General features: G+C 54.0%; 19 protein-coding genes. 8 read left to right on the top strand and 11 right to left on the bottom strand.

Annotated features, from left to right (window positions below; all coding sequences use genetic code 11):
• Window positions 1-265: hypothetical protein (locus ABYV26_RS05005; protein ID WP_372678758.1), on the top strand; the 265-nt coding region annotated here is incomplete at its 5' end.
• Here the strand turns inward: ABYV26_RS05005 and ABYV26_RS05010 are convergent.
• The 11 genes from ABYV26_RS05010 to ABYV26_RS05060 form a co-directional block, all read right to left on the bottom strand.
• On the bottom strand, window positions 217-1,857 hold the full coding sequence (locus tag ABYV26_RS05010) for an ABC transporter substrate-binding protein (RefSeq protein ID WP_372678760.1): 1,641 nt from the start codon (window positions 1,855-1,857) through the stop codon (window positions 217-219). The genes ABYV26_RS05005 and ABYV26_RS05010 overlap by 49 nt on opposite strands.
• Before the next feature lie 73 nt (window positions 1,858-1,930).
• Complete coding sequence (locus ABYV26_RS05015; protein ID WP_372678762.1) at window positions 1,931-2,878, bottom strand: ABC transporter permease; 948 nt, start codon at window positions 2,876-2,878, stop codon at window positions 1,931-1,933.
• Window positions 2,878-3,831 carry an ABC transporter permease gene (locus ABYV26_RS05020; RefSeq protein ID WP_372678764.1) on the bottom strand — a complete coding sequence of 318 codons (954 nt, stop codon included), beginning with the start codon at window positions 3,829-3,831 and terminating at the stop codon, window positions 2,878-2,880. Before ABYV26_RS05020 ends, ABYV26_RS05015 begins: the two co-directional genes overlap by 1 nt.
• Window positions 3,832-3,914: 83 nt before the next feature.
• The gene (locus ABYV26_RS05025) at window positions 3,915-4,901 is read right to left on the bottom strand and encodes an ABC transporter ATP-binding protein (protein WP_372678765.1); all 987 of its coding nucleotides are present in this window, start codon (window positions 4,899-4,901) and stop codon (window positions 3,915-3,917) included.
• Window positions 4,885-5,874, bottom strand: coding sequence for an ABC transporter ATP-binding protein (locus ABYV26_RS05030; RefSeq protein ID WP_372678767.1), 990 nt, complete (start codon window positions 5,872-5,874; stop codon window positions 4,885-4,887). Before ABYV26_RS05030 ends, ABYV26_RS05025 begins: the two co-directional genes overlap by 17 nt.
• Window positions 5,875-5,883: 9 nt before the next feature.
• Entirely contained in the window at window positions 5,884-7,191 is a 1,308-nt protein-coding gene (locus tag ABYV26_RS05035; RefSeq protein WP_372678769.1) for an NAD(P)/FAD-dependent oxidoreductase, read from the bottom strand.
• A gap of 41 nt (window positions 7,192-7,232) precedes the next feature.
• Entirely contained in the window at window positions 7,233-8,690 is a 1,458-nt protein-coding gene (locus tag ABYV26_RS05040; protein ID WP_372678770.1) for a trimethylamine methyltransferase family protein, read from the bottom strand.
• Window positions 8,691-9,449: 759 nt separating this feature from the next.
• Window positions 9,450-9,761 carry an AAA family ATPase gene (locus tag ABYV26_RS05045; RefSeq protein WP_372678771.1) on the bottom strand — a complete coding sequence of 104 codons (312 nt, stop codon included), beginning with the start codon at window positions 9,759-9,761 and terminating at the stop codon, window positions 9,450-9,452.
• Between the two features lie 95 nt (window positions 9,762-9,856).
• On the bottom strand, window positions 9,857-10,153 hold the full coding sequence (locus tag ABYV26_RS05050) for a hypothetical protein (protein ID WP_372678773.1): 297 nt from the start codon (window positions 10,151-10,153) through the stop codon (window positions 9,857-9,859).
• Between the two features lie 67 nt (window positions 10,154-10,220).
• A complete protein-coding gene (locus ABYV26_RS05055; RefSeq protein WP_372678775.1) occupies window positions 10,221-10,883 on the bottom strand; it encodes a peptidoglycan DD-metalloendopeptidase family protein in 663 nt (220 codons plus the stop codon).
• 12 nt (window positions 10,884-10,895) lie between these two features.
• Window positions 10,896-13,358, bottom strand: a complete 2,463-nt coding sequence (locus tag ABYV26_RS05060) for a 4Fe-4S cluster-binding domain-containing protein (protein ID WP_372678777.1) — start codon at window positions 13,356-13,358, stop codon at window positions 10,896-10,898.
• Window positions 13,359-13,483: 125 nt separating this feature from the next.
• On the opposite strand from ABYV26_RS05060, the gene ABYV26_RS05065 reads away from it, so the two are divergent.
• The 7 genes from ABYV26_RS05065 to ABYV26_RS05095 form a co-directional block, all read left to right on the top strand.
• Window positions 13,484-14,281: an IclR family transcriptional regulator gene (locus tag ABYV26_RS05065; protein WP_372678779.1), complete on the top strand. Its 798-nt coding sequence runs from the start codon at window positions 13,484-13,486 to the stop codon at window positions 14,279-14,281.
• 191 nt (window positions 14,282-14,472) lie between these two features.
• Window positions 14,473-15,339: an ABC transporter permease gene (locus tag ABYV26_RS05070; RefSeq protein ID WP_372678781.1), complete on the top strand. Its 867-nt coding sequence runs from the start codon at window positions 14,473-14,475 to the stop codon at window positions 15,337-15,339.
• 3 nt (window positions 15,340-15,342) lie between these two features.
• Window positions 15,343-16,140, top strand: coding sequence for an ABC transporter permease (locus ABYV26_RS05075; RefSeq protein ID WP_372678782.1), 798 nt, complete (start codon window positions 15,343-15,345; stop codon window positions 16,138-16,140).
• A gap of 38 nt (window positions 16,141-16,178) precedes the next feature.
• Complete coding sequence (locus tag ABYV26_RS05080; RefSeq protein WP_372678784.1) at window positions 16,179-17,342, top strand: extracellular solute-binding protein; 1,164 nt, start codon at window positions 16,179-16,181, stop codon at window positions 17,340-17,342.
• A gap of 418 nt (window positions 17,343-17,760) precedes the next feature.
• Entirely contained in the window at window positions 17,761-18,870 is a 1,110-nt protein-coding gene (locus tag ABYV26_RS05085) for an ABC transporter ATP-binding protein (protein ID WP_372678786.1), read from the top strand.
• A 136-nt stretch (window positions 18,871-19,006) separates the two neighbouring features.
• Complete coding sequence (locus tag ABYV26_RS05090; protein WP_372678788.1) at window positions 19,007-20,044, top strand: proline racemase family protein; 1,038 nt, start codon at window positions 19,007-19,009, stop codon at window positions 20,042-20,044.
• A 175-nt stretch (window positions 20,045-20,219) separates the two neighbouring features.
• A partial coding sequence (locus ABYV26_RS05095) for an amidohydrolase (protein ID WP_372678790.1) occupies window positions 20,220-21,696 on the top strand: 1,477 nt, incomplete at its 3' end.

Genomic DNA, 21,696 nt, shown 5'->3' on the forward strand with positions numbered 1-21,696 from the left:
AAAATCAAAAGGCGGGGAGAATTCGAATCTTTCTCCCCGCCTTTATTCTGCAGTTTTTTTGAAGGCGATCGCGCTTGGTTTTAAAAAGCTTGGATGCGGTTCAACATGCTCTACGGTGACTCATGGAAAGCAATATGTCGCTGGAAGCTGCTTTGATTGCAACCTGCGCACCATTGGTGTTTTTAGATGGCTTCGCCAAGGTTCATCGAACCATGTCTATCCCCATTTCCAATCTTGGATGTTCCAGGTGATGTCAGTAACATAGGGATTGATTTGGTAGCCATTCAGGTCACTCTTTTTCCCGTACATGAACATGTATGCAAAGATCGGTGCAAAGGGCACGTCTTCGTGCAGGATGGCCTGAATTTGGTGGTATACAGCCTTGCGCTTCTCCATGTCGGAGATCAGCACCCCTTCGTCCAAGAGCTTGTCTAACTCGGGGTTTTCATATTGCACGTAATTGGAACCGGTTCCGTATTTGACCGGTATCTGTTTCGAATGACACCGGGCCGCATAGTCGGGATCCATCCCTACCGTGGGTTCCCAACCGACCATCAACGTGTCAAAATGACTATTGGTTGTGAAATCACCCCACACCACCGAGGCCGGCATGTTTTTTATTTCCATAACCACGCCGATCTCCTTCCAGTTGGACTGGATCATTGCCTGGGCCTGTTCACGCGCCTTGGACCCGGCCGTGGTGGACATCGTAAAATTCAATTTCACACCGTTTTTCTCCCTGACACCATCGGCGCCCTTCTTCCATCCGGCGCCTTCCAGCATTTCCGCAGCCCGGCGTGGATCGTAGCCGGGGTCTTTAAGGTTTGGATGATAGGCCCAATGCGTTGGGTGCAGATAGGACAGGGTCCTCGGCGGAAGGCCATAATAAATGTCCTTGATCCACTTCTCTTTGTCGATAGCGTAATACAGGGCCTGGCGAACTACTTTTTCCTTAAATTGCGGTTTGCCGCAGTTGAAATAGACGAATTCAACCCAGGGCGCAGGCGTTTCCAGTGCATCCCGATCAGATAGCTTGCGGGATTCCTCGAAACGCTCCGGCGGCACCCCGTGCAGGCCGAAGACATCGATTTCACCCGTTTTAAACTGGGTGTAGGCGACGGTCTGATCGGGAACGAACTTGTGGATCACCTTGTCGATAGCCGGCGCCCCGCGATGGTAGTCAGGGTTTTTTTCGTAAATCATATGGCTTCCTGCCACCCGCTTGACCAGTTTATAAGGCCCGGTCCCGATCGGATTGGTATTGAACGCCGCCGTGTTGATATCACCCACCTTGGACAAAATGTGTTCTGGCACAATGTGCATTTTCTGCCACGCCCAGGCGAACGGGACGTAAGGTTTGGCCAAAATGATCTCCACGTTATGATCGTCCAGAATATTAAAGTCGGCGATCAAATCAAAACCGGAACGTGAGCGAATGGCGACGTCCGGTCTCACGATGGTTTTGTAGGTGAATTCAACATCCTTGGCTGTAAAGGACGCTCCGTCCTGCCATTTGACCCCTTTCTTGAGCTCAATTTTCCACACCAACCCATCCGGGGATATACCCCCGTTTTCGTATGTTGGTACCCGTGCAGCCAAATTGGGTATGAACTGACCCCTATCATTCACATCCCAGAGAGCATCGAACATGCATGCCTCAGGAACCTCCTCTGTCCCCGAGTTGACGTAAAGCAACGGGTTGAAGTTGACCGGTTCCTGGGTCATGCCGACGATGACGTTGTTTTTGGCGGCCCAGGCATAGCGCGGCATTAGGCCGGTTCCAGCCAAGGCGGTACCCGCTACTGCGAGGCCGGTGGTTTTGATAAAGCGTCTGCGTGTCATTCCGTGGTTGCTCATAAGACTCCTCCTTTGACTGTTGTGGTTGCTGGGCAGGTGTTCCTAAACAAGCCGTTTCCGGAATAATACCAAACTACATTCTCAAGCGTGGATCCAGGGCGTCACGCAGTCCGTCACCCAGGAAGTTGAAGCTCATGACCGTGAGGGTGATCATCAAACCGGGTAGAATGGCCAGCCATGGGGCCAGGTCGAAATAGGACTGCGCATTGGTTAACATATTGCCCCAACTCGCCAGTGGGGGCTGGATACCATATCCGAGGAAACTGATGTAGGACTCCATCAAAACAGCGTTGGCCACATTCAATGTAGCCGATACCAGCACGGGTGCAATTGCATTGGGTAAGAGTTCTTTAAACATGATACGCGACTCCGAAGCACCCAAGGCGATGGCGGCTTGGATGAAGTCTTGTTCCTTGATGTATTGGATCTGCGCACGAATGATGCGCGCGACTTCCATCCAAGAGGTCAATCCGATGATCAGAGCGATCGATATCACCGTCGGGGTAATGAACGCCGCTAGCACCAACAGCAGAAACACCTGCGGAAAACATAGCATGGTATCGGTGAAGCGCATCAAGGCATTATCCATACGACCGCCATAAAACCCGGCGATCAAACCGATCAACAGGCCCGTGACGATGGTGGCAAACATGGCTGCCACGCCCACCACGAGGCTGATCCGGCCTCCGTAAAAAAGCCGGCTGAGCAAGTCCCGCCCCATTTCATCCGTTCCCAAAACAAAAGAAGCGTTGGTCAAGGGAGGAATAAATCGTCGTTGCGTGTCCAGAGATAGTGGATCATGTGGCGACAGAAGATTTGCAAATACCACCATGAGCAACAGCAGCAGCACGACGCACCCACCGATCACCGCTAATCGATGCCTCAGAAACCGGCGCCAAATCCGTCGGGTCTGGCTTTCATAATAGCTTATCGGTGTTCCATCGACGGCTGTTTTTACCGGGTTGACGGTCCGGCCTGTTGGGTTGGCCGACTCACTTGGCGGTGGTTGATAGCGGGTCATTATTCCAACCGTATCCTGGGATCGATAAGTGCATTGATTACATCCGCCAACAGGTTCCCAATAATCACGGCGGCTGCTGTGATCATGATCATTCCCATCAACACCGGGTACTCCTTCATGGTCAGCGAATCGACGAATAGCCGGCCCATTCCAGGCCAACCAAAAATTGTTTCGGTAACCAGCGCCCCTGAGAAAAGCCACGGTAATTGGACACCTGCAAGGGCAATCAGTGGCGACACGGCGTTGGGAAATGCGTGGCGAAAAAGCACGCGGCGATCCGAAAGGCCCTTGCTTCTGGCGGTGCGGATATAGTCCTGGTGAATAACTTCTAAAAAGCTTGAACGGGTATATCGGCTCCACTGCGCTACCAGAACCAGGGCCAGCACAACCGTCGGCAGGATGAGGTGTTTAATTAAATCGAAGATGCTCTCCTCCCCACCTAAGGTAAACATGCCTCCTGACGGAAGCCAGCCGAGTTTCAGAGAAAATATGAAGATGGTCATCAACCCGAACCAGAAGGTTGGAAAAGAGAGCGCCACCATGGCGCCGGTCGTCGCTAAATAGTCAAACACCGAATAGCGCCTGACCGCTCCTAAAATTCCGATAATCATGCCGATCAAGACAGCCACCGACATGCCGGAGCCCATCAATAAAAAGGTAGCTGGCATCCTTTCGAGGATGACATCCAAAACCGGGCGCCCACCAAAAAAAGTGTTGCCCCAATTGCCCGTGAACATCCCCGCCGCCCACTTCAAGTACTGGATATAGATCGGCTGATCTAGACCGAAAACGTGTTTGATCCGCTCGATGTCTTGAGCGGTAATCGTGGGGTTCAAGGTATAGACAGCCAGGGGGCCCCCCGGCGCCAGGTGCATCATGGCAAAACCAATTATCGAAACCCCGATCAGCAACGGGATGGCTTGCACTAATCTTTTTATGATGAATTGGAACACATCCAACTCCTGTTTGATCCTGCTGCGATATCCTTGATGGGTTTTATGGCCAACGCCCGATCCGGTTTAAAATTAAAACCGGCTTACTCGTATAGGAGACACGCCACATCATGGCCCTCCAATACTGTTTTAGACTTCGGTGTCACTTGATTGCATGGCTCAAAGCGTTGTGGACACCTTGGGTGAAAGTGGCAACCCGGCGGTGGATTGATCGGAGACGGCACGTCGCCTTTGAGAATAATTCGCTGACGCTTGCGTTCCGGGTCCGGTATGGGAACGGCCGACAGCAACGCACGAGTGTATGGATGTAATGGATTATGATAGAGTTCTTCTCGTGACGCCATTTCAACAATCCTACCCAGATACATCACGGCAATTTTATTCGCGATGTGGCGGATTACACTTAAATCATGGGCAATCAGTATATACGTGAGTCCCATTTCATCCTGCAAATCTTCCAGTAGGTTGAGAATTTGGGCCTGAATGGAGACATCCAGCGCCGATACCGGCTCATCTCCGATCACCAGGCGGGGATTGACCGCAAGCGCACGGGCAATACCGATCCGCTGACGTTGCCCGCCGGAGAATTCGTGGGGATACCGCCGCATGACAGTTGCCGACAAACCCACTTTACGAAGCAGATCCGCAATCTTGTCCTCTTTTTCACTGGGTTCAACCAGATGATGAATTTCCAGAGCAGAAGCAATGATGGATCCAACTGAATGTCTCGGGTTCAGCGAAGAGAAGGGATCCTGAAAGATGATCTGCATCTGCTGACGGTAAGGTTTCATTTGCGCCCGATTGTAGGCAGTGATGTCCTGACCGTTGTAGCGGATGGTTCCAGCTGTCGGTTCGATCAGCTTAAGAATGGTTTTGCCTGCGGTTGTCTTGCCGCAGCCACTTTCCCCCACGAGTCCAAGCGTCTGACCCTCTTGGACTTCAAAGCTAATCCCATCAACCGCATGGACACGACCAACAACGCGCGAAAACATTCCCCGCTTGATGGGAAAGTGTTTGACCAAATGGTTCACTGCCAGCAGATTTCGCGCCAATTTAAAGGCTCCCGTCATTCAACCAACATCGGACAAAGTGGCCATCTTCGATTTGCACCAGTTCAGGAATGTGGTACTTGCAGCGATCGATAGCAACCGGGCAGCGATCAATAAACGAGCACCCCTTTGGTAAGCGGAAAAGATTGGGAACTCGTCCAGGAATTTCCGTCAGTCGATGCGGCCGCAGCGCTTCGTCGATTCTTGGAACAGAGCGCAGCAACCCTTGCGTATAAGGATGAACAGGGTTCCTGAAGATCGTATGGACATCGGCCTCTTCTACAATCAGTCCAGCGTACATGACCGCAACACGGTCAGCGGTTTCGGCAATCACTCCCAGATCGTGGGTAATCAGGAGTATGCTTGTTCCGAGATCAGCTTGAAGCTGCTGCATTAAATCCAGGATCTGGGCCTGAATGGTGACATCTAGCGCCGTGGTCGGCTCATCAGCGATCAACACTTTAGGATTGCACGCCAGAGCGATGGCGATCATCACGCGCTGACGCATTCCTCCGGAAAGTTGATGCGGATATTCGTCAATACGATTCTCCGGAGACGGGATGCCCACCATGCTCAGCAGTTCTATAGTGCGCTGACGTGCTGCAGATGCGTTCAAAGGCATGTGGTTTAAAAGCACCTCTTCAATCTGCGAGCCGATGGAAATGACAGGGTTCAAAGAGGTCATCGGCTCCTGAAAAATCATCGAGATCGTGTTGCCACGAATACGCTGCATCCCGGTTTCGCTAGTTTTTAAGAGATCCTGTCCGTCGAAGATAATCTCTCCAGCGTGATATTCGGCCGGCGGTGAATCCAGTAGTTTAAGGATCGAGAGCGCTGAAACCGTCTTGCCACAGCCGCTCTCACCGACCAGTCCCAGGGTCTCGCCCCGGCGCAGCTGGAAAGAGACACCATCCACCGCCTTGGCGACGCCCTCTCTGACGTTAAAGTAAGTTTGAAGGTTTCTGACCTCCAGCAGAATGTCATTTTGCTGCATCGCTTTAGTTCAACCGATAACCGAAAAACTGGAATCAGGATTTATTTTTCGCAATCGGCTGAAGAAACCGATGTCGCATGTCCGCTTGGTATAGTGCATGGTGAATTTCACCGGCGCCTGGTCATGGTCGTGTCCGTTTTCGCAGGCCTCTATCAATTCATCCATGAGCACGCCCGCCACCGGTGCATTCTTGTATTGGTTGCCGGAAGTGCCGACAGCCATGTAAAAGCCGGGCAGGTCGGATTTATCGTAAATCGGGAGCCAATCGTCGGAGGCGTCGTAAAGGTCGACTATTCCGCTGGGCTGGTTGGGAATCCGCAGTTTCGGGATTCGCTGGGCTTCACGCATGACTTGGGTGGTCCACTGGTCGGTAAAATCAGTGTTGTAGCCGTCCGGATCGTCAACGTATTCGAGGGTATCGCATTCAGGATCTTCGGATCCGATGAGGATGTGGTTACCCACCTCTGGTCTGGAGTAGCATCCAATGTCCCCATCTGAGATGAGGGTGCCTGAATAGTTGTAATCAATGCCATCGGGAGCCGGGACATGGCAAACCTCCTGCTTAAGCGGCCTTGTTTTGATGTTCATGCCGTCAAGGACGCCGGCCATCTGGTTGACCTGATAAGAGTGAGGCCCGGCTACGTTGACCACCACCGGTGAGTCGATCTCGGTTCCGTCGGCCAGTTTGACCCCGGCACAGCGGCCGTTCTTCTTCAGAATATCCACCACCTGGCAATTGAAGCGATATTCCCCCCCCACATTCTCACCAGCGACCTGGACATTATGGACCGACTGTTTGGGATCAGAGATGAAACCGGATTCTGGGATGTAGACTGCGCCGGTGATGGATTCTCCGGTCGACTGTCCGAAACGCGGGTCACTGGATAACGTCGGCGGGCCGAACTGTTTGGTGTCGACGACGGGTATCAGCTTTTTGATGCCATTAGTATCCAACTCCTCGAAAACCACGTGCAGTTCATCTAAAGCGGTCATGACCTTTCGCAGATAATTGTTTTTCTGGGTCTTTATCACCAGGCACCCGGTGTTAATGTATTTAATCATGCCGGTCGGGTCCACGGTGCCGAGATACTTTGGCCAGTCCAGCCAGTAATAGTAGCCCTCCCGGGCCATGGCGACACCGTCCGGTGTCGAATAGTGCAGACGGATGATGGCACAGGACCCGGAGGTGGATCCCATTCCCGATGCGGCCAGCTTATCCAGGTTAAGCACCCGCTTACCCCGTTTAGCCAATTCGAACCCGACACAGGCACCGATTATGCCGGCGCCGATGACAATGGCATCGTATTTTTTGGACATGGTTCAATCCCCTTTCTGGTAAATCAAAAGCCTTTAAACCCTTAGCGACTGATGAGTTCTTTTTCGCCTTCGGTTTTAATCTGTTGGATCTGTGTAATTATGCTATCCGACAAAGCCACCGGCTGGTGGGTATCCAATGTGTGCCGGATCTGTTCGCGAACACGCGCTTCGACGTCCTTGGAACCGCCGTCCTTCCAGGTCTCGAAAGGCTGTCGGGTGAACACCTTCGTTTGCCACAATGCTTTGCGAAAATGGGTCATGGTATGGCGCTGTTGAAGAAAATGCCCCCCCGGGCCGACCTGACTGATGACATCCAGTGCCAATTGCTCGTCACTGACTTCGAAGCCACCGAGCAGCCGCTTGGTCATGCCGATGACATCGTTGCTCATCACCAGCTGTTCCACGGCACAAGCCATCGACATGTCCATGTATCCCACGTCATGAATTAGATTCAAACCGGCCAGGCCCTGTGCCAGGATGTGGTACGTCGCCTCAGCTCCGGCTTGAGCATCGAGGCATTTGGCGTCCGTCCCTCCGGCCAACCCCCAGGTAGGCAATCCCAACGATTGGGCAACCTCGGCTTGGGCTGCCAGAGCCAGGCTCATTTCAGGGGCACCGATGCTCATCAACGCCTGAGCCATGTCAAAGATGCCGAAGTTGCAACCTAAACCAACCGGGCATCCCGGTCGACGTAATTGGGCAACGACCACGCAAAACAAAGATTCCGCGACACCCTGAGCAACCGCTCCGGCCATGGTAACCGGGCCTGTCGCTCCAGGTTGAATGGCCGGTCCCATCATTTGTGGCAGGAATCGGTCCGCTGCGATCAGAATCCGCTCCGCAACCGCTTCCGGCATGATTAACGGCGAAATCGGTTCGGGATATAGGACTAAAAACGGTTTTTCTCTAAGGATGTCTGCACCCCCAACGACTTCAGCAGCCATATCGTAGATCAACTCGGTTCCACGGGGTGAGTAGGCAAGAAAAACAATCGGCTTGATTGTATTGGTGACGGTTGCATAGAATTCATGCAGATCGGCTGCTTTGGCTGATACATCCTGGACTGATCCCATGGGCATGACCCAGTCAATGTTCTCGAGTGAATCGGCAATCCGAGCGGCGCGGATCAGATCCTCAACCCTGGTTTCATGGTATTCACCAGTCAGGGCGTCCTTTGTTCGCGGACTTGCCGTCGACGTCCCATAATAGCTATTCCGTCCCGCTACCTCCATCGACCGGTTTCCCTGACGGTCATACAATGTCCATCCTTTGGGGGATGTGGCTATACAACCCCGGACGATAAACTCCGGGATTTTAACCGATTCATTGCTGATTACAGCCCCGGCAGATTCGAGCATGTTTCGCACGCCGGCATGCAAAACCTTAAACCCGACTTTTTCCAAAATCTCGAAGGAAGCCCGGGTGATCCGTTCAACCTGGTCTTCGGTCAGCATCCGAAATCGTGGGCTTGCTTTCGAGGTATGATTGGTCTGGATCATCTGTTCTTCCTCCTGATCGGTTCTTCATCCATGCTGTTTAGGCAACATGGTGGTGAAGGCGGCTGGAGACCGGAAATCAACAAATGGAGTTTCGCCTATACCATGTTTCATTCTATGAGCATAGCGCTTAATAATGGTCCCTGGTGCAGGATACCGCCCTGTCTGTGTAACCGCCTGTCCGTCCATTTACAATCTGGGTCCAATCGTCCAGCGCTTCTTCAACATTGACGTCCTCACCTGAAATATAAGGTGCGGCATGATTACAGATATTCTCGTGTATGGGGATAAGCACCGCTTGCTGCAGGAGGCTTCAGCCGCCTTCAAGTGGGATTTCGCCGCTTCTTCCAGATTCATGTGGGCAAACAGTTCCCCCCAAAAAGTGCCCTACCGAGATATACGGGTTTGTATCCAATGACGTGAGTATCTGTCGCTGTAAGGTCATGGATTGCCGCCGCCGGCTCGAAGGCTTTTTTGGAAAACCTGCTCCCTTCTTGATGCCTTAATTTGACGGAATGAAATAAGCCGATGTTGCTGTAGAATAAAAAACCTCATGGGTACCGACATTCTTGAAGATGTATTCCGGGCGGTAGCGTGACAACAGCAGGATCAGAGCATTCGATATCCACTCCATGTAATAGCTGATATGCGCTTTAGAGGTCTTAACGAGCCACTGAAGGTCATCTGCAGGAAGCTATAAAAAATGCCTGGATGCGGGAAGCGCTTGAATCAATTCCTCATTGATCTCCGCCAATCTGCTTTTCAACTACCCATCGATTCCCTCCTCGGATGCCCCCACCCCAATGTCAAAGTAGGTTTTGGAGGTCTCAAGCACCGGCAGGAAAGGAATGCTGCTGCTGTATTGAACCCATCTGCTTTCGATAACTCTGCATGGCGCATCCGCCTGGCCATGCATCCCAAAACCAAGCGTGACTTTCCGATACCCGCCCCTCCAACCACGCCCACCACCTGACCTTGTCCTGACTGGGCCTTTTTTAACGCTTTTCGAAGGTTATGCAGTTCATCGTCGCGACCGATATAATCGGTTAACCCCGAGGCTTTAGATGCATCCATACGGCTTCTGATCTCGCTCACACAGTTGCGTTGGTATACCACCTGCAGCGCAAGTTTGCCTTTAACGGCGACCCCACCCAGGCTCTCAAACGGAGTTAAAATACGCGATAGAATTGATCGACGACCGGATGCGCGGCTGGACCCATGGTAGGCTCGAGCAGCTTTGCATATTCCTCATCGTTATCCGCTTCGGCATCGATTCGCTCATAATCAGCCAGCGACGCATATCGCGTCTGTACCGTTGCCCGGCCTCGCTGTCCTGCAAGACTGTACATGAGCGTCACCGAAATTTCGGGATATTTTTTTTCCATAAATTTCTTGGCCTTAACCAGCGCTTCAAAAAAAGCCTGATAGTTTTCACCGTAACCGATCTCCCTTTGATGTATGACCATTCGGACCTCCTGATGTCAATCATTCATGAAAATAAGGACAGGACAGTTAATTACCTGTGACATGGCCTCACCGTTTAAAAAGGGGGATGGGCGACGGGCACAGGTCATTCATCGCCAATAGGTCCGCTTGCGCACAATAGCCTTTGGAGACGTAACCCCGGTCCAAGCCCTTCTGGGTAATGGTCTGAATATGGGTGTGGTAAAACCAGTTCCCGTTTTCGTGAAAATCACCGATTTCGGCAAAGGTTGCTCCGGCCGGGAATGGGCTGCCGGCCTCCGGCAGGCGATCTTTGCACAGGTGCCCGTAGAGGCTGTAAAAGGTCTCAAAATAGGGGCTCTGGTGCTTGAGGAGAACATACCCGCCATAATTGCCCTCCCCACTCTCGTAGCCGCTCTCCGCGACGGTGGCGTCCAACGGCGCATGCAGCGGCGTACCCAAACCGACGATCACATCCAGGCCCAGATGAATGAATCGTTGGTCGGCCACCATCTGGGGGCAATCCCCGAGCAGGGTGTCTCGCCGCTCCAGATAGGGGGAGAACCCCCACCGGTATTGTGATCCCATCCGATGGTCCAGGACCTGTTGAAACTTTTTCTGATCTCTTACATCCACGCCACGAAGCAGCGGGCTGCGAGGTGATAGGTCGGCGACATAGGGATCGCCCTGCAACCCGGTGAAGACCGGCCGGTGGTCCACTTTCTCGTTGAAAAGCATAAATGGATAGTACATCAGGCCTCCTGACTAGGACAATGCAAAATCCGTGGTTTTCAGCAAACCGGCAACCGGTATGACCGGTTTGCCGTCGACATCTTCCGACACATCCGCCGGCCAGGTAAAACCCGGCTGCATGGCGGTAAAATAGGACAGATCATAGGGTTGCAGTTTAACGGAAAGATCGCCGCCTTGGCCGAGGATCGTGGAGGACAGGCCGAAATCCACCTCTCCGAGCTTGGTGCGGATAATGTATCTGGGCACCTCCCGCCCGCTGCCTTCTCGACGCACCCGCGTGGCGATGTCGATTACATCGTACAGCGCCACCGGGTTTTCACTGTTCCATCGTTTCTGGATGGCCAACCCGGCCACATAGAGGTGATGAAATTCAATGCCGGCTCTGCGGCAGCCGTAGGCAATTTGATTGATGGCATCCGACGTGTCGTTTATCCGGCCCAGCAGTGGCGTGTTACAGTAGACCGAAATCCCTTTGTTGTTCAACTGCCGGGCCAATCGCTTGTGCGCCGGCCGAAATTCGTCAGCAGCCAGAAACTGGGTCTCTATTTCCAAGCGCAGCGGGGTCACCATCGTCAGCCGATTCAGGTTGCCCAATTCATCGATCACGACCGGGGTGAAGCGTTCCGGCTCATAGTTGAACTTCAGGCTGCGCAGCCGCACCGCATTGACGTGGGGGATCTCCTCTAAAGTACGAACGATACGGCGGATTCGGTATAGGGAATCGACGGCATCGGTTGCCGAAACGATCACCACGTCGGTAATTCGGTCATCGCCGCGGATGGTGTCGAAATCCCCATCGACGGCGTCGGTATGCATCTCCACCCGGGTCTCATGGACGCGAGAAATCGATGGAGACCCGGTATCGACTATCGATGGCGCAATCTTCTCACCACTGCGGACCATCGGCAGTATCGACTCGGTGCTTTGCCGCTGAGTCGTCACGCCACCGCCGGGCAGGGGCGGCCGTGTTCCCAAAAAGAGGGACTCATCGCCGATTTGGGCCATGTATTGGATGTCGATGGTGCCTTCGTCGTTGATGCGGATATTATCCAGATTGTTGGCAATGGGCGCAAAACGCTTGAAATATCCGGGCGTGTAAGGCGTTCGAATCCACATGAACTTCTCGTTCTCCGCCACCGGTTCCACGGCCCAGCCGCTGGTATGCCAGTCCATCTTGCCGATGGGGGTGGCCGTACAGATCCTGGGGATCACGCGATCAGACAGGTGCGCCCGCAGGTAGTTGCCCACAGCCAACCCTTTTGAAATGGGCGCCCAGTAAACGTTGTTTCCATGGATGGGACTGCAAGGGATGTAGATATAGTGAAGTTCCGCGCCTGCCCCGCGCAGCAGGCTGAACAGTCGGACCAGTTCAGGGCCTTCATCGTTGCAGTCCTTTAAAAACGGCGTCTGGACGTATACCGCGATCCCGCTATTGACCAGGTCTGAAATGATCATCAGGCTCTGCGGGGAGATTTCATCGGGATGAATGAAATGGGTGGCCACTTCCATGCGCTTGCCGCGCTGCTGAAGCTCGAGGTTTTTTCGCTTCAGGTAGCCCAGCAGGGCGGCATCGTCGGACAAAAACAGGTGGGGGTAATAGGCGATGGAACGCGTGGCCAGGCGCAGGGTCTGTACATGGTCGATCGCCATGAGGCCGTCGATGGCATGGGCCATGTTTGCCCGGTTCATGAAGGGGTCCCCGCCGGTGATCACGATTTCCTTGATGGACGGAGACGCTGCGACATGCGCGACAGCCCTGTCGACATCCGCCGGTGTGGGATTGGCTTCGTTGCGAGAATCCTTGTGCTTGCGGAAACAGAACCGGCAGTAAACCGGGCAGCTCATGTTAAGCAGGAAAATGACCCGGTTCTGGTACATCTGCTCGAGAAGGCCCTGGTGAAACTGGCCGATCCAGGTGTTGGTGTGTCCGGTGTCGTCCAGTTCCTGGACAAAAGGCAGGTACTGATAGGCCACGTTGCCGGACACCCGCATCTGGCGGATGGTGTGCATGGACAGCCGGACCGGGTAGGTATCGATAACCGACTGGATATCCGCCCGGTCGGTCTCAGGGATACGGATATTGGCTACCTTCTCCAGTTGATCAACCTTTTTAATGGATATGAATGCATTACCGGGCAGGACAACTTCCATAATCGACATGAGCATCAAGTGGGGCAGCTCGACGCCATTGACAGCGATCTTCCGGGTGCCGTCGGCCGCTGCCAGCTGAGATAGCAAATCGGAAAAAAACCCTTCGGGATTGCCACTGTTCCCGCACGCCTCGAGCAGCCGGCTGAGTTTGGTGGCGCCGTCACCCGTTTGGACGATCTGGTAGAACGAATGGCCAACGAGCGACTTAACGCAAAAATGATCCAGGAAATCGACAAGTGCGGCAACGAGGCTGGACATCGACACCTCATTGGCTTCACCCGAATGCTCGTAAACGATCCGCATTGTCGTATCATCTTTCAACATGCCCCCGCCCTCCTCTTACGCTGAATTGAAATTAGTGTTTGACATTCGTTTAGAAGTTTGTCATTTTAACTATAATAGTAATTTAATTCCTATTATAGTGTGATATTAAATCATCCCCAAACGGTATGTCAAAAGGAAAATATTATTTTTCGAAGTCCTTGGAAAAGGGATTGAAAATCCTGTCTCTTTTCAACCGGGAAAACCCGGTCATGACCCAGAGTCATATCGCCAAGACGCTGGATCTGAACATGACCTCCACCTACCGCTACATCAACACCCTGGTGGAGTTGGGGTACCTTGAAAAAGATATTAAAACCAAAGAGATCCGACCCGCGATCCTGTGCCTCCTGTTTTGCGCCAATCTGATGCGCGCCACGGATCATCTGAGGCTGATCAAGGAAGTCGTGGACCGGATCCACAAGGAGAAAAATATTAGCATCGATGTGGCCTTTGCGGTAGACGATACCTTGGTGCGCATCTACTATCGGGGCGCTGATGAGACGTTGACTTACAACCTGCCCGATTTCTCTAAAAACAGCCTGCACAACACGGCATTGGGCAAGGCATACCTGTCCAGCCTGCCCGATGACCTGATCGCCAAGAAGATCGATTCGATGATCCTTCTACCCAAGACCTCCAACACCATTGTGGATAAATCGATTCTTCTTGAAGGTATCAAGAAGGCCAAAGCGCGTCAGTTCGCCATGTCGGAGGAAGAGTACCTGCCAGGATTGATAACCATCAGTGCGCCGCTATTTGATCCACTCACCGGGAAGGGTGTCGGCGCGGTCTGCTTCGACTTCTCAGTTCTCCAGCACAGTGCAGACGATGTCAGGTTAAAATATGGAGATATGATCCGGGAAACGGCTAGAACGCTTTCTGAGCTCCTGCCCCCGGATAGAAGCCGCAGGGATTCGAGGTAGGCCCCATGGCTGTCTAACGGATGTGCGATGTGTCATTCGAAAAAGGGTAACACCTTTTGCTTTTCTGGAGAATCGTTTACTTCTTTTTTTAACCGGGTTAGATGGGCGTCTTGACAGACTGATACAATTTCATTAAGGTTTTTTTTGAATACCTCCTTTTTTATCATACCCAATTTCAGGACAACACACCTATGAAATCTGACGGCTGGAAACCCTGGGCGCTACTGGCACCGTCATTGAGCGCTGTCTTCTTTCTTTTGGTGATACCGGTCTGCTTTATCGTTGTCTACAGCTTCTGGCTGCGCGCCCCCAGCGGAGCTGACATTCCCGCCTTCCAGTTCGGCAATTACGCCAAGTTCTTCGAGGATTTCTTCTATCCGAAAATTCTCATCCGGACCATTCGCATCTCCTTTGAAACCGTCGTTCTCTGCGTGATCATTGGCTATATCCCCGCTTACTATTTCTACCGCAGTGAAAGCCGATATAAAAAAGTCTTTCTGTTGCTGATCATGCTGCCGTTCTGGGTCAGCTTCATCATCCGCACCATGAGTTGGATCAATATTATGGGTGATTCAGGGCTGATCAACCATTTCCTGATGAAGATCGGGCTGATCGAGTCTCCCCTATCCATGCTGTACAATGAGTTCACCGTGCTCATGGGACTGATCATGTATCTGCTGCCCTTTATGGTCCTGAATATCTATGTCAGTCTGGAAGGCATCGATAAAAGCCTTCTCGAGGCCGCCCGCTGCATGGGCTGCACCGAATGGCAGGCCTTTAGGGAAGTGACGCTGCCCTTGAGCCTCCCTGGCGTAAGCGCTGGCTGTCTGCTGGTCTTTGTGCTCACCGCCGGCACCTATTTACCCCCCATGATATTAGGTGGCCCGGGCAATGACATGATCGCCAACCTGATCTTCAAGCGGGTCATCGGGACGCTGGACTGGCCCTTTGGATCGGCCATCAGCGTGATCCTGCTCTCCCTGCTGTTCGTGATCGTCTGGACCTACAATCGATATCTGGGAATCAATCAGATCTTTAAAAGCCTTCAGGGAAATTAGACGATGAAAAAATTATCACCGGGATGGACATTGATTAGGGTTTACACGTTCCTCGTGTACCTTTTTTTGTTCGCGCCCATCGTCGTGGTTATTGTGCTGGCCTTCAACCCCAAACAGTTCGGCATCTTTCCCATGGAGGGCGTCAGCTGGCGGTGGTTCATCAAACTGGCACAAAATGAATCGATCATCGATGCGTTTAAAAATTCGCTTGTCCTGGGGTCGCTGACGGCGGTGATATCCACCGGGATCGGCATCCTGGCCGCCCTGGCCTTCATCCGCTTCGAGTTTCCCGGCAAAAACACCCTCAACACCCTGCTGCTGTCACCGATCATGATCCCCGAAGTGGTTTTAGGAGTGGCGCTGCTGCTTTTCTTACGATTTCTGCAGCAGCCTAAGAGTTTCGCGCTGCTGGTGATCGGGCACGTGGTGTTGACTCTCCCCTATGTCCTGTTGATCGTCCAGGCTCGACTGGTAGGAATCAAAAAAGAGTACGAAGAGGCAGCCAAATCCCTGGGTGCCAATGCATTTCAAACTTTCAGGGAAGTCACCTTCCCGCTGCTGCTGCCGGCGATTCTGGCCGGAGCCCTTTTTGCCTTCACCATCTCTTTTGATGACATCACGGCAACGCTGTTCTGGGCCACGGCACAGAACCAGACCGTTCCGGTCAAGATTTTCAGCATGTTGAGAAACTCAATCAGTCCGGAAATAAATGCCCTTGGTGCCGTCATGATCGTTCTGACCGTCACCACCCCCCTGCTGGCAGGCTACCTGTCTCGCAGGTTCTCACGGATAAAGGAGTAACGTACCAACCTGGAAACCCTCATCTGAAAGGAGTACCAATGGCCATCGTAACGAAAGAAAAACTGGATCGGGTATATGACGCGTACAAAGACGGCAAGCTCAGCCGACGTCACTTTCTAAAATATTTAAGCCTTGCCGGCGCTTCCATCGGGCTGATCGGATCACCCTTTGCCGGCGCCGTTAAAGAAGCCTGGGCGGCCAAGTCCATTCGTTTCGATGGCTGGGGAGGCTCGGTGTCCGAGGCGTTCAGGGAGCACGCCTTCAAGCCTTTTACCAAGGCCACGGGTATCGAGGTCATCGACGGTGAATTCGGCGACATGAACTCTTACCTGACCCGCGTCAAAGCCTCCTTCCCACCGGGTGGTGAGTTCAACATTGCCTATCTCAGTGCCGTTTTCGACTATGCCCGTTATGTCGAATTGGGTTTTTCATCGGTACTGGATGAATCCAAAATCCCTAATCTCAAAAATGTCATGCCGGCCATGATCAAACCGCTGCGGGAGATCACCAAAGGTACCCTATCGGCTGTCCCCTATGACATCGGGCAAACCGGCATCGCCTACAACACCAAGCATGTCAGCAAGGAAAAGGCCGAGAAGCTCGGCGCCGCCCTGCTGTGGGACAAAGACCTGAAAGGCAAATTGGGCAGTTGGGAAGGCGACTTTCGGACCAACATGTGGTACGCGGCCCTGCACACCGGCCAGAGCCCCAACAACATGACGGATCTTAAAGCCATCTGGGCGGCTTTGAAGGAACAGCGCGGTCTGATGAAAAAATATTGGGCCTCCGGCGCCGAACTGATGAGCCTGCTGGCCAATGAGGAGATCTACGCCACGGTGGCCTGGTCTGGACGCGTGGCCTCGCTTCAGCAGGAGGGCCACCCCATCGGCTACCTCGCTCCCAAGGGCACCTATTCCTGGATGGAATATCAGTTTGTCTTGAAAGGCACTGATCTGGACGTCGCCCAGCAGCTGCTCAACTACATGCTCGAGCCCAACGTGGCCATCGCCGTGGCCGAGGGACAGAACTATCCGCCCAGCCTGGATCCATCCAAGGTGGAATTGACTGAGAAGATCAAAAAAATGCCGGCCTTCGACCCCACCGGCAAGCTGGAAGGGTACCTGTTTGCCGATCCGGCCTATTGGAATGCCAATCAGGTGGAATGGACGGAGAAGTGGGATAGGATCAAAGCTGGCAGCTAGTTTACACCCAGAAAGCGCATCTTTTACCCGGTCTCGGCGTTGGTCGCCGGATTCGAATCCTCGACATATTCGCGATATGCCTCCGGTTCTAATCCGGCGACCGCCTTGATCTCGGGCAAAAGTTACCCTTTCTGTAAGTAAACTGTCGGATCTTTATATTATTGAAGATTCTCCCCGGCAAGCCGAGGGGAATGTGCTGCCTGTAACGGCAGTGCTACGCAGCACCGTGATGACAAAAAGTCGGATTTCAGTTTGCTCGCTAACCCCGCCGCAAACGGCGAGGAATGCGCTCGCTATCGCGGTTCACAACTGGTGCCATGTTGTTGCACACAAATCGTGGAACCCATTTGGTCCATATCGTTGCTGCGGAGCGGTCCAGACTGAATAATAAAAGTTCAAGAGAGGGAGACAGAATATCGTGGCAACCGGCAAAAAGCAGCCCATCGTCCAGTTCAAAGGCATTTTAAAACGATTCGGCGACGTCGTCGCCGTCGAAAAAATGGATTTTGACATTGAAGAAGGCAGCCTGGTGACGCTGCTGGGCCCTTCCGGATGCGGTAAAACCACCCTGCTGCGCATGGTGGCCGGGCTGGAGGAACCCACCGAAGGCGACATTTTCATCAAAGGCGTCCGGATCAACGACGTGCCGATCCACAAACGCAACCTGGGCATGATTTTTCAGAACTATGCCCTGTTTCCCCACAAGAACATTTTCGACAACGTGGCCTTCGGGTTGAAGTACCGTGACGTATCAACCGCGGACATCAAGAAGAAAGTGACCCGAGCCCTGGAGATGGTCCGCCTGCCCGGCGTGGAAAACCGCATGCCCAGCCAGCTCTCCGGTGGCCAGCAGCAGCGCATCGCCATGGCGCGGGCCATTGTGATTGAACCGGACGTGCTGCTGATGGACGAGCCCCTTTCCGCCCTGGATGAAAACTTGCGGGAGGAAATGCGGCGGGAGGTGGACAACCTGCAGCGGATGCTCGGCGTGACCACCATCTTTGTCACCCACGACCAGCGTGAGGCGTTGAGCATGTCCGACAAAATTCTGGTCATGAAGGCGGGCCGCAAACAGCAGGAAGGAGACCCCGAGACGGTCTACAATGAACCCAACAACCATTTTGTGGCCGATTTTCTGGGCCACTCCAATTTCATCAGGGGTGAGGTCGTGGCGGTCAACGACAACCATGTAAACGTCAAGATCGAAACCGGCGATGTCCTCCTGGCAAAAAACAAGGGCGGATTTTCGACAGGCGATGCGGTGGAGATAATCGTCCGCGCCCAGCGCTTCGATGCCTTTCCCAGGGATGAATTCAAACCGGTAGAGGGGATGAACCACTTCGAGGGCCGCATCAAAGACCGCAGCTACATGGGCGGCGAGGTCAGCTACTTCATTGAACTGGCGACCGGCCGCGAAATTCACATCATCAGCATGATGCGCACACGGCTCTACAGCAACGGTGAATCGGTCAGCGTACAAGTATCGCCTCACCACTGCCACCTGATCCCTATGGAATCAACCATTTGACCTTTTTTCGCCATCCCTTCGATCCAAAACCTGAAAGCAGACAATATCGTTTTCAGGTTTTGTTATTTACGGTTGGTAATCGACCGGACGATGATTAAGGTTTTAAAATTACCATCAAATCGACAGGGGTATGTGCATGCGCAAACTGGAATTAATCGAAAAAGGGTTTTCATGTCGCTATCCCGATCGAATCGTAACCATCGACTCCCATACCCAGGGGGAACCCACCCGCCTGCTGGTAGGTTGCCCAGGTAATCTGCCAGGCAGCACGATGAAAGCCAAGCGGGATCATTTCGAAGCACGCTACGACCACGTCCGCAAACTGTTGACCCGCGAACCCCGGGGGCACCGGGGCATCATGGCGGCCGTGGTGACTGAACCGGTCAGCCGTAAAGGCGCATTCGGTCTGTTTTACATGGACGCCCGACGCTATCCCTACCTGTGCGGCCACGCCACCATCGGCGCCGTGGCCACCCTGATCGAATCCGGAGCGATCGCCGCCGAAGAGGGAGATACGGTGATCACGGTCGACACTCCGTCGGGGCCGCTGGATGCCCACACCCGGGTTCGCGACGGCCGGGTCGAATCCGTGGCCATTGACATGGTGCCCTCATTCGTTTTTGACACCGCCCGTGAGATCGAGGTCCTCGAATTCGGCAGGATCCCCGTCGATTTGGTCTGTGTGGGCGGTTTTTTCGCCATGGTCTCGGCCCGTTCCGTCGGCATCGACCTGATCCCGGCCAACAGCCATCGCTTGATTCCATTGGGGATGGCCGTTATCGAGGCGGCCAACCAGGCGTTCGACGTTTATCACCCCGAGCGACCGGAGGTGAAAACCATAGACGTGACCGAATTCTACGACGAAGACCCGGTTGCGGGGACGGGCAGGAGCGTCGTGGTATATGGCGAGTCCCACATGGACCGTTCACCGTGCGGCACCGGCACCACGGCCAAGATGACACTGCTCCACCACCAAGGCAAACTTAGCCCCGATCAGGTCTACAAAAATGCCAGCCCCCTGGGCACGGTATTCGAAGGGCGGGTGGTCAAAACCGTACCTATCGGTAAATTTGCCGGCATCGTTGGACAGGTCCGGGGAAACGCCCAAATAACCGGCTATCATCAATTCGTCGTGGATGCCAACGACCCGTTTCCCGAAGGATTTTTATTGTGAGAAACCAGAAGGGTTGCATAAGAAGGATCCAAGGGGTCGAGGGTTCAAGGAGTCAAGTGAAAGGATCAAGACAATCATGCTCACCACTTCGATGAAATCACTTTCAACCCCCTTGATCCCTTGACTCCTGGAGTCCTGGAGTCCTTTTTTACCCTTTTCCGGAGAAGCAACTATCGTGAATGCATCAACTCCCCAAATCATACTCTTTAACGCCGCCATTGCCACGCAGAACCATAGTCAGCCGTTTGCCCAGGCCGCTGTCATTGGGCAGGGCCACGTCCTGGCCGTCGGTGCAAATAAAGACATCCTGCATCTGGCCGGCGCAGAATCCCAGAAAATCGACCTTGAGGGCCGATTGGTATTGCCGGGATTTATCGATACGCACATCCACTTCTACGAGTGGGCGCTCAACCGTCAGGGCGTGCGTCTGGATGATCTCACCTGCCTCGAGGAGTTGTTGGAACGCGTAGGTCAGGCAGCCGTCGCCCGGCCACCGGGCCAATGGATCATGGGGCAGGGATGGAACGAGACCGACTGGCGCGAACCGCACATGCCCACCCGCGAAGCGTTGGACCGGGCGGCCCCGGATCACCCGGTACTGCTGTGGCGCTGCGACCTGCACCTGGCCGCGGCCAACTCCGCCGCCCTGAAACTGGCCGGCATCGATGCAGGCACCCCGGACCCGCCGGAGGGCAGAATAGAACAAGACGCCGCTGGCAAACCCACCGGTATTCTTCGTGAACTGGCCATCAATCTCGTGCGCCAGGCCGTTGCCCCGCCGGATGTGGATCAGGTGATGCAGGCCTTCGAAGCGGCAACCAGCGCCCTTCACCGCCGGGGCGTTACCGGCATTCACGACGTACGGCTGATGGCGGACAAGGACGGTGCTGTTTCGTTTCAGACGTTCCAGGCGTTGGATCGCGACGGTCGCTTAGCCCTTCGATCGTGGGTCACCCTGCCGGGAGACCGCCTGGACGACATCATCGGACTGGGGCTGCACACCGGGTTCGGCAGCGATCGGCTGCGCGTGGGCCATGTCAAATTTTTCTCCGACGGGGGCATGGGCGCACGCACCGCCTGGATGATCGACCCCTACCTGGATGCACAGTGCGGCATGCCGCTGATGGACATGGACATCCTGGCCCATGACATCAGCAGGGCGGACAAAGCCGGCCTGTCGGTGATGGTTCATGCGGTGGGCGATCGCGCCAATCGCGAACTGATCTCTATTTTTGAAACCCTCGAATCCAACAGGGAGCGGTCCGGCGTATCTCGCCCCCCCATCCCTCACCGCATCGAACATGTGCAGATGATCCGGCCGGAGGATGCAGACCGGCTGCGCACACTTCACCTGGCACTGGGTGTGACGCCGGCCAACATGGTCCTGGACATGAACCTCATCGATTCGGCGGTGGGGGAAAAAGGCCGGTGGACCTATGCCTTTCGACGGCTGATGGACACTGGCATTCCGGTCATGTTCAGTTCCGACTGCCCGGTATGCGACCCCGATCCGCTGGTGGGCATTCACGCGGCGGTGACCCGCCAACGGGCCGACGGGACGCCGCGAGACGGATGGCATCCGCAGAACCGCGTAACGACAGCCGAAGCGATTCAAGCTTACACAGCCACCCCGGCGGCCGTCCATCGAGCCT

It is taken from the genome of Desulfosarcina sp. (genome assembly GCF_041551955.1).
GTDB lineage: Bacteria > Desulfobacterota > Desulfobacteria > Desulfobacterales > Desulfosarcinaceae > Desulfosarcina.